This window comes from Marinococcus tarijensis, assembly GCF_054971385.1.
In genome coordinates, this window is the sequence record NZ_JBQOJA010000003.1 from 25,203 (window position 1) to 38,055 (window position 12,853).

14 protein-coding genes are annotated in these 12,853 nt (G+C 46.3%); 7 read left to right on the forward strand and 7 right to left on the reverse strand.

Translation table 11 applies throughout. From position 1 onward, the window contains the following. Nucleotides 1–24 precede the first annotated feature (24 nt). Nucleotides 25–924, forward strand: coding sequence for a PucR family transcriptional regulator (locus ACTTK7_RS02310; protein WP_462865461.1), 900 nt, complete (start codon nucleotides 25–27; stop codon nucleotides 922–924). Between the two features lies 1 nt (nucleotide 925). Here ACTTK7_RS02310 and ACTTK7_RS02315 read toward each other — a convergent pair whose 3' ends face one another. Together ACTTK7_RS02315 and ACTTK7_RS02320 are read right to left on the reverse strand one after the other, a co-directional pair. After that, nucleotides 926–1,801: a fumarylacetoacetate hydrolase family protein gene (locus tag ACTTK7_RS02315; protein ID WP_462865462.1), complete on the reverse strand. Its 876-nt coding sequence runs from the start codon at nucleotides 1,799–1,801 to the stop codon at nucleotides 926–928. Between the two features lie 21 nt (nucleotides 1,802–1,822). Continuing rightward, a complete protein-coding gene (locus ACTTK7_RS02320; RefSeq protein ID WP_462865464.1) occupies nucleotides 1,823–2,389 on the reverse strand; it encodes a hypothetical protein in 567 nt (188 codons plus the stop codon). 162 nt (nucleotides 2,390–2,551) lie between these two features. Here ACTTK7_RS02320 and ACTTK7_RS02325 point away from each other — a divergent pair, with 162 nt between their 5' ends. Then, entirely contained in the window at nucleotides 2,552–2,992 is a 441-nt protein-coding gene (locus tag ACTTK7_RS02325; protein ID WP_462865466.1) for a hypothetical protein, read from the forward strand. Nucleotides 2,993–3,040: 48 nt separating this feature from the next. Here ACTTK7_RS02325 and accB read toward each other — a convergent pair whose 3' ends face one another. Genes accB through accC form a run of 3 tightly spaced genes read right to left on the reverse strand, consistent with a single transcriptional unit; the run spans nucleotide 3,041 to nucleotide 5,573 of the window. Beyond that, nucleotides 3,041–3,526, reverse strand: coding sequence for an acetyl-CoA carboxylase biotin carboxyl carrier protein (gene accB / locus ACTTK7_RS02330; RefSeq protein ID WP_462865467.1), 486 nt, complete (start codon nucleotides 3,524–3,526; stop codon nucleotides 3,041–3,043). A gap of 29 nt (nucleotides 3,527–3,555) precedes the next feature. Further along, nucleotides 3,556–4,188, reverse strand: a complete 633-nt coding sequence (locus tag ACTTK7_RS02335; protein ID WP_462865468.1) for a TetR/AcrR family transcriptional regulator — start codon at nucleotides 4,186–4,188, stop codon at nucleotides 3,556–3,558. 23 nt (nucleotides 4,189–4,211) lie between these two features. Next, the gene (accC, locus tag ACTTK7_RS02340) at nucleotides 4,212–5,573 is read right to left on the reverse strand and encodes an acetyl-CoA carboxylase biotin carboxylase subunit (RefSeq protein ID WP_462865470.1); all 1,362 of its coding nucleotides are present in this window, start codon (nucleotides 5,571–5,573) and stop codon (nucleotides 4,212–4,214) included. Nucleotides 5,574–5,814: 241 nt separating this feature from the next. Between accC and ACTTK7_RS02345 the strand changes: the two genes are divergently transcribed. The 3 genes from ACTTK7_RS02345 (at nucleotide 5,815) to ACTTK7_RS02355 (ending at nucleotide 9,472) form a co-directional block, all read left to right on the forward strand. Further along, nucleotides 5,815–6,672 carry a dimethylarginine dimethylaminohydrolase family protein gene (locus ACTTK7_RS02345; RefSeq protein ID WP_462865472.1) on the forward strand — a complete coding sequence of 286 codons (858 nt, stop codon included), beginning with the start codon at nucleotides 5,815–5,817 and terminating at the stop codon, nucleotides 6,670–6,672. Between the two features lie 18 nt (nucleotides 6,673–6,690). Beyond that, nucleotides 6,691–6,981, forward strand: coding sequence for a 4a-hydroxytetrahydrobiopterin dehydratase (locus ACTTK7_RS02350; protein WP_462865474.1), 291 nt, complete (start codon nucleotides 6,691–6,693; stop codon nucleotides 6,979–6,981). A gap of 175 nt (nucleotides 6,982–7,156) precedes the next feature. Next, entirely contained in the window at nucleotides 7,157–9,472 is a 2,316-nt protein-coding gene (locus tag ACTTK7_RS02355; protein ID WP_462865476.1) for a bifunctional diguanylate cyclase/phosphodiesterase, read from the forward strand. 38 nt (nucleotides 9,473–9,510) lie between these two features. On the opposite strand, the gene ACTTK7_RS02360 is transcribed toward ACTTK7_RS02355, so the two are convergent. Next, nucleotides 9,511–9,954: a DUF2188 domain-containing protein gene (locus tag ACTTK7_RS02360; protein ID WP_462865478.1), complete on the reverse strand. Its 444-nt coding sequence runs from the start codon at nucleotides 9,952–9,954 to the stop codon at nucleotides 9,511–9,513. 277 nt (nucleotides 9,955–10,231) lie between these two features. Between ACTTK7_RS02360 and ACTTK7_RS02365 the strand changes: the two genes are divergently transcribed. Both ACTTK7_RS02365 and ACTTK7_RS02370 read left to right on the forward strand, forming a co-directional pair. After that, complete coding sequence (locus ACTTK7_RS02365) at nucleotides 10,232–10,687, forward strand: DUF948 domain-containing protein (protein ID WP_322526455.1); 456 nt, start codon at nucleotides 10,232–10,234, stop codon at nucleotides 10,685–10,687. Continuing rightward, nucleotides 10,680–10,988: a YtxH domain-containing protein gene (locus ACTTK7_RS02370; protein ID WP_462865481.1), complete on the forward strand. Its 309-nt coding sequence runs from the start codon at nucleotides 10,680–10,682 to the stop codon at nucleotides 10,986–10,988. Before ACTTK7_RS02365 ends, ACTTK7_RS02370 begins: the two co-directional genes overlap by 8 nt. An 18-nt stretch (nucleotides 10,989–11,006) precedes the next feature. Here the strand turns inward: ACTTK7_RS02370 and ACTTK7_RS02375 are convergent, their stop codons facing one another. Further along, nucleotides 11,007–12,731, reverse strand: a complete 1,725-nt coding sequence (locus tag ACTTK7_RS02375; protein WP_462865661.1) for a pyruvate oxidase — start codon at nucleotides 12,729–12,731, stop codon at nucleotides 11,007–11,009. Nucleotides 12,732–12,853 lie beyond the last annotated feature (122 nt).

Sequence of the window (12,853 nt, forward strand, 5' to 3'; positions counted from 1 at the left end):
ATGTAAGAATAGGAGGCGGTCAGCTTGTATAACGATATTATTTCGCTATTTCCAGAAGCAGTGCCCGAGGAGCACTGGAAGGAACTAACACAGCCCGAACAACACCTTTATTACAGGCTTCCGGATGGTACACAATTGGCTATTCCCACTCATTCACTCTCGACCCGGGAAAAACAGCTGCTCGGAACTGTGCTCACGCCCGTATCTCCCGGGAGCCGGGAGGATTCTCCCTGGGCGGCCTATCTTCAGGCAAAAAGCGATACGCTTCCGGATCATATTCCCAGTCCGTTTCGTTTTTTATTTCTTGAAGGCTCCAGCCTTTACCGTTGGAAAAACGATATTTACGATACTCTTCTTGAATATTACCAGCGCTCTGTGATTCTTACCGTCCTAGGGGATGAAAAGCTTCTTGCTGTTATCCCGGATGATGACTCAGACGAAGAGGAAGTATTTGAGGCCCAGGAATTATCAACTCTGCTGATGGGAGACACGATGGTCGATGCTTCTGTTTATTGCGGAAGAAAGGTCTACCGCAGTGAAAATATCCGTTTAATTTATCAGCAGGAACAGGAAATGTTTTCATTTCTCCAGGAGCAGCAGCCCTCCAGGCGCTCTTTTGCACCATTTGAAGCACTGCCCTGCATTCATATGGTTGAAAACACCAGTTTCTCTAAAAAAGAATTGCTCCATTATGCTCTAAGCGGTCTCGAACAGGATGAAGAATTAATGCATACTCTTTATACTTTCTTTCTGGAAAACTTAAACAGCAGCGCCACCGCCAAAAGGCTCCACCTGCACAGGAATACGCTGAAATACCGGCTCGACAAAGTGACAGAACGGCTTGGCATCGACGTCAAACAGTTTCTGCATGCTGCCCCGCTCTTTTTACTTCTTCAGACGCAGTATGGTTCGGGCATTGCATAGGCTATAATTTTTTTACTTTATTGGAAAGCGTACCAATCGCCGCCACATGAACGTCTACAGCATCCCCGTCCTTTAAATACTTAGGAGGATTGAACCCTGAGCCAACACCAGACGGCGTGCCCGTAGCAATAACGTCACCCGGGCGGAGCGTCATACCTCTGGATAATTGTTCAATCAGCTCTTCAATACCAAAGATAAGATCCGACATACTGCCCGACTGCCTTTTTTCTCCATTCACATAAGTTTCCAGCTTCCAGTCTGAAGGCTGGGCGGAGGGACCGACAGTAACATACGGGCCGATTGGACCATACGTGTCTCCACTTTTTCCAAGGAAGAACTGCTGGTGCCGCTTTTGTACATCCCGGGCAGTGATATCGTTGAACAAGGTGTACCCGAATACATAATCCATGGCATTTTCTTTTGAAATCTGCCGTCCCGCTTTTCCAATAACGACAGCTATTTCCCCTTCATAATCCAAAGCTTCTGTAAATGATTCGTCCAGCTCTATCGTTTCGCCGTCCGCTACTAATGACGAAGAAGACTTTGTAAATACCAGCGGTGCCTCCGGAGCATTTTGCGCTCCCATTTCTGCAGCATGATCAGCGTAATTTTTCCCAATGCAGATAATGTTCTGCCCTTCCCGGTTAACCGGCGGGAGCAGGTTTACACTTTCGGCAGCATGCGTCTTGAATTGGTGCCGGTTTTCTGTATAGTCCTTCCACCGCTCTACAAGCAGTGCTTTTCCGTTAACGGTTTCCTCGAGCCATTTCCTCAAGTTTCCGTCTTCCCCAATTTCTAAATCAACATACACATCAAATTCTTCATCATACCCGGCAAGAAAAAAATGGCCGTTTTGTTCCACTGCTGCGATCCGCATGAATATTTCCCTCCTTGAACACTATTCTGTATGCTCAGCTTCAATCGTTACTCCGTCAAGCTCCAGGCTCTCCCCGTTCAGCAGACGGCTTTCGGCCTCCTGGGCGGGCGCCCGCCATTCCTGCTCGTATGCTTCTTCAAAATCTACGCGGGAATGGTTAAAAAACAGGCCATTTCCAGCTATATAGGGCTCGTACGCTTCCAGAAAGGCCTCTTCGCCCGTTACCTGGACACGGACAAGAACATCACTGCCCTCCCACTGGTCGTTTTTATAATATCCAAAAGCATACACGTTATCGAGTACCGCGTAAGAGCCCAGGGGAATAACTGCTTTTGTTTCCTGCGCTTCCTCAAGGCTGTCTGAGGTTATTAATTGTTCCCCCGGCTGCAGGCGGTCGGCAAAGCTGAAGCTCAAATAAAAAAATAATCCCACCATAAAAACAGCCAGTAAAGGGGAAAGCAGCCGCTCTATCCGCTTTGACCGGTTAGCGCCAGCCCGGTGCAGCGCATACGCTGCTGCTCCTCCTATTACTAGTGTAGCAATGGCGCAGATGACATAAAAAACCCAGGGAGCTACTGTCCAAATCATTGTCTAATCCTTTCTTTGTACCTTCGTTAAAAATTCCTTTCCTATCGTATCATATCCTCCCTCCCCATCAGAAACAGAAGCTTTTCCCTTCAATCATATATACGGGTTTAGTTCTATATGAAAGCGGTAATACAAACTTAAATACCTCGGGGGGGATCGTTGATGAATAAACTGCATACCTCACTGGCTGTCTGGGCGCTCTTTTTGTTTGTTATGGCCCTTGTCCTCCCCTTTACGACAAACGGCGGCAGTACCCTGGCTGATTTAATGCACAGCTATACGATCTATGGCTTTTTTTCCCTCGTACCAATTATTGTTTACGGCACTATTCTTTCGATCTGTTCAGACTGGATCACCAACCTTTTCTTCAGACGCCTACCCGAGGTCTCCCTCGTTCTACACATGATTGGCGGAGCTTTTGTTTATGTCTTTTCCCAGCACTGGAACATCGCACTCATGGGCATTTTCGCTGCTGTTCTGTTTTTTACGCTCGACCAGCTGTTCGTTCTCTGGCACCAACGGTTTTCCTTTATGGCAAACGTTCCTTTTGTTCTCAGCTTCAGCAGCGTTCTTCTGATGTTTATCGGTGCTTCTTTTTCCTGAACAGATACAAATATGCTCCGGGAGCTTCTCAGTCCCGGAGCATATTATTTATGAAGGATTCACCCGGAAAAGAGGCTGCCCGTATTCTACCAGCTCTCCGTCTTCCACTAAGATCTCTGCGATTTCTCCAGTGACTTCTGCTTCAAGCTCGTTCATTAGCTTCATTGCCTCTACGATGCAGACGATGGTGTTCGGCTTAATCGCCGCCCCTTTTTCCACATAAGCTCCTGCTTCCGGTGAAGGTGAGCGGTAAAACGTGCCTACCATCGGTGATGTAATTTCATAATAATTGGACTCCGCTTCCTTTTCCCTATTGTCTTCCGTCGTTTCTTCCTTTTTCGTTTCAGACTGCTGCGGGGCCGGCTGGGCTGCTGGCTGCGGGGCCGGCTGGACGCTCTGCTGGGCCACAGGACGCATCGCTGCTTCTTTACGTATAGTAACCTTTTCTTTCATATCGTTGCGGATCTCAAGCTCTCCAACCGAAGACTCGTCCACTGCCTGAATGAGCTCTTTAATTTCTTCAATGGAATACATTAGGGTTCTCTCCTCTCAAAAATAAACACTTACACATGCGTTGAATTCAAGAAAAAACGCTGGTACTTTTGCTGTTTTCTGGCTTCTTCGGTAAGGACCGCATTCATCACCAGATCGCCAAATATGTTCGCGATATCCTGAAGTGAGTACAGGCCGCTTGATTTGTACCACTTGTATGTCCAGTTCATCATTCCAAATATCGCCATCGACGTAATTGGCACTGGGAGCTCTTTTCGGAACTCTCCTTCTTCAATACCGTTTTCGACCAATTGAAACATCGTGTTCTTGTATTCATCCCGTTTAGCTTCGAGCCGCTTAAAATAATCTGAAGACAAATGCTTTCCTTCCTGATAAAATACTGTTACATGTGGGCGGTACACTTCAAACATACGGACAAACGAGCGTATTACCTCATATAACCGCTCAGCCGGGGTGTCATATCTGGACTGCACTTCGTCTGCCTTTGTAAGCACATAGGTAATGAATGATTCATGGATAGTGTACAAAAGCTCTTCTTTGGACGTGTAATTGTGATAAAAACCGCCTTTGGATGTATGGCTTTGTTTCACAATGCGATCGACGGTGACCGCATGGAAGCCAAATTCTTCAAACAGCTCCAGCGCTGCATCCGTAATTCGCTTTTTTGTCGATCTGGTCGCCATCGATCCTTCCGCCTTCCTATATGCTAGACACTGCTTTCTTCTTCCATAATAGAATGGGTGTCCAAAAAGTTTGTAGTAAAGTTTCCGGAAATAAAATCTTCATGGTTTAAAAGCTTCAGGTGAAACGGAATCGTCGTATCCACTCCGTCTACGACGAATTCAAGCAGCGCCCGCTTCATCCGGGCAATCACTTCTTCCCTGTTTTTTCCGCGGACAATCAGCTTGGCCACCATTGAATCGTAGTAGGGAGAAATTTTGAACCCTGTATACATCGCACTGTCCACCCGTACACCCAGTCCGCCTGGAGGCAGATAAAGTTCAAGCTTCCCAGGAGAAGGCCTGAAATTTTTTGCCGGACTTTCTGCATTGATTCTGCATTCCATCGCCCATCCCTCAATTTCAATTTCCTCCTGCTTTACCTGCAGTTCATGGCCGGCAGCTGCATAAATTTGTTCTTTGATTAAATCAACACCAGTCACTTCCTCTGTCACAGGGTGCTCAACCTGAATTCTCGTGTTCATCTCCATAAAATAAAACTTTTTATGGGCATCCAAAAGGAATTCCACTGTGCCTGCCCCGCAGTAATCAACTGCTTTTGCAGCCTGAACGGCGGCTTCCCCCATCGCCTTTCTCGTCTCTTCATCGAGAGCCGGTGACGGAGCCTCTTCTACAAGCTTTTGGTGGCGTCTTTGGATCGAACAGTCTCTTTCTCCTAAATGGATAACGTTTCCATGACTGTCTGCCATAACCTGAATTTCTATATGTCTTGGCTCCACCACCAGCTTCTCCATATAAACTCCGGCGTCACCAAAGGAGCTTTCAGCTTCCTGCCGGGCCATCTGGATGCATTTGTCCAGGTCTTCCGCGGTATGAGCTGCCCGCATTCCTTTTCCGCCGCCGCCGGCAGTAGCCTTGATCATCACTGGATAACCGATATCTTCTGCAAGTGCATGGACATCCGTGTTTTCATCGAGCAATCCATTGCTTCCCGGCACAACCGGCACCCCTGCATCTCTCATTGTTTCTCTTGCCACGTCCTTCGTTCCCATCCGGCGGATAGCTTCCGGAGAAGGGCCGATAAACGTAATATCGTGATCTGCACAGATTTCGGCAAATTCAGCGTTCTCTGCTAAAAAACCGTATCCCGGGTGGATCGCTTCAGCTCCTGTTTTTAAAGCAGTGGAAATTAAATTAGTCATTTTTAAGTAGCTTTCTGAAGAAGCATACGGTCCCACACAGTAAGCTTCGTCTGCCATGTGGACATGGAGGGCGTCCTTATCTGCTTCTGAATATACGGCTACAGTTTCGATCCCAAGCTCCCGGCAGGCTCTTATAATGCGAACTGCGATCTCACCGCGGTTGGCTATTAATATTCGTTTAAACATACTTCGTGCCTCTCTTTCTGTAAACAACCAGCGGCTGATTTCCGGCCCCGCTGACGATCTATCTCGAAAACCCTTGATATGTAAGGATTTTTCATAATTATACTACCCTTCATTTTATTCCTTTTGTCAATTCTTCTCAACAATTTTTTTAAAACTTTTCTTTTCTTTCCGTTAAGCATACATAATTCCCGTAGTTTTGTCTGGTATAATATATGTTTAAAGAGAAAAGGAGCGGGTTCTTTTGACCAACACTATAACTGCATATGTTGAAGATGAATATTCTGTTTTAGCGGATGTTATCATGTGCGAGCCCAGGCATATGGCTATTAAAGAAGTAATAAATGAAATGCAGAAGCAGCACGCTTCCGGCAATATCGATATAGAAAAAGCAGTGTTTCAGCATAAACAGCTTACAGCTGTTATTCAGAAATTCGGCGCTTCTGTACATTTTCTGCCTGCCTCCGCTTCTCTCCCCGAACAGGTCTTCACCCGGGACATTGGGTTTGTGATTGATGATCAATTGTTTTTATCAAATATGGGTACTTCCATTCGTTCGGCAGAAACCGCGGCGTTAGCAGACTGGTATGAACAGCGTTACGGACCGTGCACCCATTTAAAAAGCGGCACCATCGAAGGCGGGGACGTTATGCTTTCAGAGAAGCTTCTTTTTGTCGGCCAGAGCTCCCGGACATCTAAAGAAGGGCTGGACGAACTTCAGAAGGCTTGTCCTGATAAGCAGGTTATACCGGTACATTTCGATAACCGTCATCTGCATCTGGACTGTATTTTTAATATTTTGGACGGGGCTACTGCTATTGCCTATGAAGCAGCCTTTGCCACGGAGAGTCTGGAAGCAGTCAAACAGTATTTTAATATTATTTCTGTACCGGAGGAGGAACAGAGCCGGCTGGGGACTAATGTATTCTCTCTCGGGCATCGCCATGTTATATCACTGCCGGAAAATATGCATGTTAACGAACAATTACGGGAATACGGTTTTATAGTTCATGAAGTGTCCTACGATGAAATTATAAAATCCGGAGGCTCCTTCAGATGCACTACTCTTCCTTTGCGGCGGGAGAGAAAAAATCACCGATAAGGAAAGGAACGTGGAACAATGATCATGTCTGCAGAAGAAATTCAAAACGAGCTGAGCAGCCTGCCAAACTGGAATAACGACGGGGACAAGGCCATTGTACGGGAGTATAAATTTTCTAATTACCTGGATGGTATTGAGTTTGTTAAAGAGGTGGCAGCGCACGCAGAAAATGTGCAGCATCATCCCAAAATCACCATTGATCATACCCAGGTAACTATTTCTTTTACCACTGTAGATCAGGGCGGCGTTACCGAAAAGGATTTCAACGCTGCCAAGGAAGTAGAACGACTTGCCGAAGACGTCCAGTAACTCGCGGATTTTCTTTTTAATAATTTGTATATAGACAGCTGCCGGATAAAATTCCGGCAGCTGTCTTTTGTAAGACTAAAGTCACAAATAATACATATCTTTATACGGACTTTTGTGTCATTATATATGTAACAGAAATACTTATATTAATGTGCAGTGAAGGAGTTGATAAGAAATGAGAATAGGGTCTTACGGTACGGCTCATGCTCTTATCAGCATCGCCGTTTTTCTCGCAGTCATGGCTCTTATTTTTTACCCGATGCTGATGGCGGATGCCGATAGCTTTGACCGGCACAATGCCCGTGAGGATGTTGGACAGGTCCAGGCAGCTGTCGAACAGGATATTGCTTCCATGCACGCTTTAAATGAAGACTGGGCCACCTGGGACGATTCTTTTCAGTTTATGACAGACCAGCATGAAGAGTACATACATACAAACCTGCAGAATGATACATTTATTAACAATGGCGTGAACATCATTCTGTTCGTTAATAAAGAGCTTGAAACCGTCTACGAAAAAAAAGTGGATCTGCAGAGCCAGGAAGAAGGAGATGTAAGCCGCTCGCTCTTCTCTGGAGTACAGAAAGAACTGCAGAAATCCGTGGAAGAGCGGACTTTTCTGACTGGGACCGGATCCAATCCTCATTATTTTTCCATTCAGCATATTCTGCCGAGCGACGGGGCTGGAGACTTTAGTGGCTACTTAGTTATGGGAAAAGCGGTTAACGATGGATATATAGATACTGTGAGTGACCTGTTCTCCTTTCCGGTCACTTTACGGCCAGGGGATGGACCGGCCGGTACGGCCATTACTGCTGAAGATGCGGACACTATCGAAGGCACCTGGACAGCTGAAAACGCAGATGGCCGTTCTGCTTTTCAGCTGGGGGTAATGAAAGACCGGGTATACTTCTCCGAGCTTTCCGATACCGTGAATACAATGGTTTTTTTCATGCTTGCTCTGCTGCTCGCATATTTCGCGCTGACATACTATCAGTTTAAATTCCTTGTAGAAAGACCAATCACTTCTTTATCAGAGCAGTTAAAGCATATTCGCATTCATCATCTGCTGTCTCACAGAGTTTCTTTAAAACGCCGGCCCGCCAGGGAATTAAAAGAGCTGGAGGAATCTATGAACAATATGCTTGAGCGTTCGGAATACGCTCACCTTGAAGTTACACATATGGCATATACAGACCATCTGACCTCTTTGCATAACCGCCATTATGTGCAGGAAGCTTTTCCAGGATTTCTCGAAGCTCATGAAAATAATACATTCGTTCTATTTTTTGACCTTGATGGGTTTAAACGAGTTAACGACAGCTGGGGGCACAGGGCGGGTGATGAATTAATCCGCCAGGCTGCCGCCAGGTTAAACAGCATGTTTACCGGTCCTGATTCAATCACCGCCCGCCTCGGGGGAGACGAATTTGTTGTAGTTACAGCAGCCGACAGCAGAGAGCATCTTGACATCGTACTCAAAGAGGCCGTGACTTTTCTTAATAAACAGTACTATTTTGACGACAAAGCCACATTTATTTCAGCCAGCGCCGGGGTGAGCTCTTTTCCTGACGACGGAGAAAGCTTTGACATTCTTTTAAAGCATGCCGATACCGCTATGTACGAAGCTAAAAAGAACACGGCCGGCAGAATTGTCTATTATGAGGAGCTGTCCCTTAATGATGACTATCAATTTTCTCTGTCAATAAGAAACGACATTATGTTTGCTCTCGAAAAAGAAGAGTTCTATCTGGAATTTCAACCGATTATGGAGCCGGGATGCGAGAATATGGAGGGGGCTGAAGCTCTTCTTCGCTGGAAACATCCGGTTTACGGAAGAATATCTCCCGCCACGTTCATACCGCTTTTAGAAGAAACGGGAGATATTCACCAGGTCGGGGCGTGGGTGATTCACTCTTCGCTTGAGGAAGCCCAAAAATGGAGAAAATCCGGCTTTCCTTCCATCAAATTGTCTTTTAATGTGTCTAAAATACAGATTCAATCGCTTGATTATCTTATGGAATCGCTCGATAGCGCTTTAGTAGAAACAGGCTTTCCGCCCCATCTTCTGCGGGCGGAAATTACAGAGGACAATATCGACTATGATCCTCAAATGACTATTGATTTTATTACACAGCTGCAGCAGCGCGGGGTGAAAGTTGCGCTCGATGATTTTGGAGTGGGAAGCTCTTCGCTGCATTCCCTCCGCGACCTTCCTATCGATCTGGTAAAGCTCGACCGCAGCTTTGTGCGCCATATTCCTTCCACAACCTTTGATACAACTCTTTTAACCGGTATTTACCGCCTTATTGAAGAGCTTGATCTCGATGCCGTTACAGAGGGAGTGGAAAATGCCGCGCAGCTGGAGTTTGTGCAGCAGTACAGCACCTCTTACGTCCAGGGATATTATTTCAGCCAGCCGGTCCCTTCAGTGGAGCTGATTGCTTTCATGAAGGAAAAAAATAAAAAGGATTCTTCATTTATATATTGAAAGAAGCAGCTGCCTAAGATACAGCTGCTCCTCCTTTATTAATAGGAATGCCTTTTTTCTACTGTCCCATCTTTTTTGTAAATAATGGCTTCTGTCCCTTTCTTTTCTGCCACTTCTTTTGCACGTTCGATAGCTTCTGATTTGCTGTCATAGACAATATCCGGTTTTTTCGCACTTTTTGCCCGTACAGCCCATCCGTCTTCATGTGCTTCTACCAGCTCTGCTTTTTCCATCAGCTCCGGATCCGAACCACTTTCCTCATCATCACGGGATTTAGGATCTTCCTCCTCCATGAATTCCGTCACTTCTTCTTTAGAAGCATTGCTGTACCATTCTTTTGCCTGTTCAGTCGCGATTGGAATCGCACGGCCTTCGTCGTATCCGTCATCAAGCATCGAATTGGCTATATCAATCGCTTTTTTCTTTACCGGTTTGTCTAAATTTTTCAAGGATGAAGGATAGTCATTCATTGTCCAGGGCATGTTTTTTCCTCCTCGTTATTTGTGTTACTTAACTCTTCCCATATTATATACATATAAAAATAGGATTTTCCCCACACACCATCTCTTTGATGCCTCCAAATCCTGATTTCTTTCCAGAAATTTATAATGGAATCTGTTTAGGGCTCTGAAAAGCAGGGTACGAGAGAGTTAGACACTATTATATGATCCGCACGCCCTGGTGCTCTGCCATGAATCATGGTACCATTTATTGGGCTGTAGGATTATTCGCATTTATTGTAAGGAGGAATGGTGAATTATGGGTATGATCGGCGGTATAGCTTTACTAATCATCGCGGTAGCTTTTGCAGTATTAGTTATTTTCTTAGCACGCGTCTTAAGCAACCTCACTAAAACATTAAATGGGGTGAACGAAACAGTAGACAAACTGCCTGAGCAACTCGACCAGGTAATGAATCAATCGGAGCTGATTTTACATAACAGCAACGAGACGATTCTGGATGTAAATGAAAAGCTCCACTCGTTGAGTCCGCTGTTTTACATTGTTGGCGACGCCGGGGAAGCGTCCAGAAAGCTCACTTCAAGCCTTGTTGATATGACAGCAGGCATGAAAAGGAGTTCCACCGAAGGCAAAGGCAAAGTGAATGAGCAGGCTCTTGGCGGCCTTTACGGCAGCCTTGCTTTAGGATACTATATGTACCAGAAGCGCCAGGCCATTAAGGACTGGAAAGAGGAGAACACAGGAAATGCATAAAAAAAGCCTATGGTCGGGAATTGCTGCAGGATACGCTGTGTCAGTACTCACCAGTCTGCTCACTGCTCCGAAAAGCGGGAAAGAATACCGCCGCAAAGTATCTTCCGGGGCAGGAACTCTCCAGCAGACATCTGCACGGGTAAAAGGGAAAGCAAAAGCCCGTTCCGACAAGCTGTATGAATCCGGAAAGATCCGGTATGAACTGCTTCACGGGAAACTCGATAATATCCGTCTGGAAGCCCGTATCAAAGGTGCATCAAGTATGCAGTATCAATCTATGCAAAAACCAGCTGATGAATAAAATCAGCTGGTTTTTCTTTTATTTTTTTATTCGTTTCCATCCTTTTTTCAAAGGCGGCAGCGAAATTTCTCCGCGCTCAAAAACATTTTTAATAATAAATTCGCTGTAGTGCACCGCCTGCTGGTAAGAAATCCGGCCCGGAAGCGGAGGCTGCATATCCACGACGCAATCAATAACTACGGGTCTGGTGGCAAGCACTGCCTTTTGCAGTGCCTCATGCAGTTCGGTTTTAGTTCCGACCCTGTATCCTTCACCGCCGCAAGCTTCGGCAAATCCCGCAAAATCAATACCGCTGATGTCCGTTTCCGTATCCAGATGGCCCATCTGCTGCTGCTCGTATTCAATCATCCCGATCTTTTCGTTATTAAATACGACACAAATCATCGGAAGCTGATACTTTACGGCAGTGGCAAAATCCTGCATTCCCATGGCAAAACCACCATCCCCGGCAAGCATGACCGTCTGCTTTTCAGGCCAGGCCGCTTTGGCGGCAATCGCACCGGGCAGAGCGCACCCCATCGTAGCCATCCATCCCGATATTACAAACTCCTGTCTTTTCAGCTTCAAATAACGCGCAGCCCATACGGTGACATTTCCAACATCGACAGACACTACAGCGTCTTCCTCCAAAAACTGCTGTACTTCATGAATCACCTGCGGCGGCTGCAGCCTGTCTGTCTCTTCTGTCATATCTTTTTCGAGCTCATTCCACCACTCTTTTCTTTTTTCTTTATATTTCTTCATAAAGGCAGAAGGCTCCCGGCGTTCGAGATTTTCCGTATACCACTGAAGCACAGGCCCGAGTTCAGAGACTAAACCCATCGTCACAGGATAGTATTTCCCTATCACTCTGGGGTCAATATCAATTTGAATAGCCTTGGTGTTTTTCGGCATAAAATCACGATAGGGAAAAGAAGTGCCTGCCAGTATTAACAAATCGGCTTCCTGCACCGCTTCGTATGACGGCGTTGTGCCAATCTGACCATTCTGTCCCAGGCTGTGCTCATGCTCATCCGGAACAACGCCCTTTGCAAGAAGCGTAGATGCTACTGGTGCCTGAATATGTTCAGCAAACGCCAATAATTCATCAGTGCTGTACCTGGCCCCTTTCCCGGCCAGAATCACTGGCTTCTGCGCCCCGTGCAGCAGCCTCGCAGCCTCCACCATCTCTTCCTTCTCCGGGCGGATCTTCGGCCTCGCAAACACGCCGGAAGATATTGGGGCTTCACGTTTGATTTCTGCAGCCGAAACATCATCCGGAATAACGAGTACAGATACTCCTTTTTCTGTGTAAGCAGTACGTATCGCCTGATGCAGCATATCCGGGAGCTGTGCAGCGCTCTGGACACGTTCATTAAATACACTGACGTCAGCAAACATCTGGTTCAGCTGGATTTCCTGAAAATTATCGGTGCCGATGATTGACGTATCAACCTGTCCGACCAAAGCAAGCACCGGCACTTTATCTCTTTTCGCATCATAAAGGCCGTTTAATAAGTGAACCCCTCCAGGCCCGGCAATCGAAGAACAAACGCCCAGCCTCCCCGTCAGCTTCGCATAAGCGGCAGCGGCAAGGGCTCCCGTCTCTTCATGACGGATCTGGATGTACTTCAGACCGTCTTCATCCTTGCGTAATTCTTCCATCAATTCATTGATGGAATCCCCGGGCATGCCATACAGATGGCTCACACCCCATTCTTTCAGTATTTCCACCACTTTATTTCCCGCTGTTTGATTCCCCATCATCCCTGCTCCTCCTGTTTTCACAAATTTTCACAATTCCTTAATCTCTACCCCTCTTCTTATTTACTTCAAACCTTTCCCGCTCCTGCCCTCTTCGCTATAGAAAAAGCCTCTCCCGTATC

Excerpts from the sequence above, each read along its gene's own strand:
- ACTTK7_RS02365 (WP_322526455.1), top strand. The coding sequence starts at position 10,232 with ATGGGTATGATCGGCGGTATAGCTTTACTAATCATCGCGGTAGCTTTT.
- accC (WP_462865470.1), bottom strand. The coding sequence starts at position 5,573 with ATGTTTAAACGAATATTAATAGCCAACCGCGGTGAGATCGCAGTTCGC.
- ACTTK7_RS02355 (WP_462865476.1), top strand. The coding sequence starts at position 7,157 with ATGAGAATAGGGTCTTACGGTACGGCTCATGCTCTTATCAGCATCGCC.
- ACTTK7_RS02350 (WP_462865474.1), top strand. The coding sequence starts at position 6,691 with ATGATCATGTCTGCAGAAGAAATTCAAAACGAGCTGAGCAGCCTGCCA.
- accB (WP_462865467.1), bottom strand. The coding sequence starts at position 3,526 with ATGTATTCCATTGAAGAAATTAAAGAGCTCATTCAGGCAGTGGACGAG.
- ACTTK7_RS02320 (WP_462865464.1), bottom strand. The coding sequence starts at position 2,389 with ATGATTTGGACAGTAGCTCCCTGGGTTTTTTATGTCATCTGCGCCATT.
- ACTTK7_RS02370 (WP_462865481.1), top strand. The coding sequence starts at position 10,680 with ATGCATAAAAAAAGCCTATGGTCGGGAATTGCTGCAGGATACGCTGTG.
- ACTTK7_RS02325 (WP_462865466.1), top strand. The coding sequence starts at position 2,552 with ATGAATAAACTGCATACCTCACTGGCTGTCTGGGCGCTCTTTTTGTTT.
- ACTTK7_RS02360 (WP_462865478.1), bottom strand. The coding sequence starts at position 9,954 with ATGCCCTGGACAATGAATGACTATCCTTCATCCTTGAAAAATTTAGAC.
- ACTTK7_RS02335 (WP_462865468.1), bottom strand. The coding sequence starts at position 4,188 with ATGGCGACCAGATCGACAAAAAAGCGAATTACGGATGCAGCGCTGGAG.
- ACTTK7_RS02315 (WP_462865462.1), bottom strand. The coding sequence starts at position 1,801 with ATGCGGATCGCAGCAGTGGAACAAAACGGCCATTTTTTTCTTGCCGGG.
- ACTTK7_RS02375 (WP_462865661.1), bottom strand. The coding sequence starts at position 12,731 with ATGGGGAATCAAACAGCGGGAAATAAAGTGGTGGAAATACTGAAAGAA.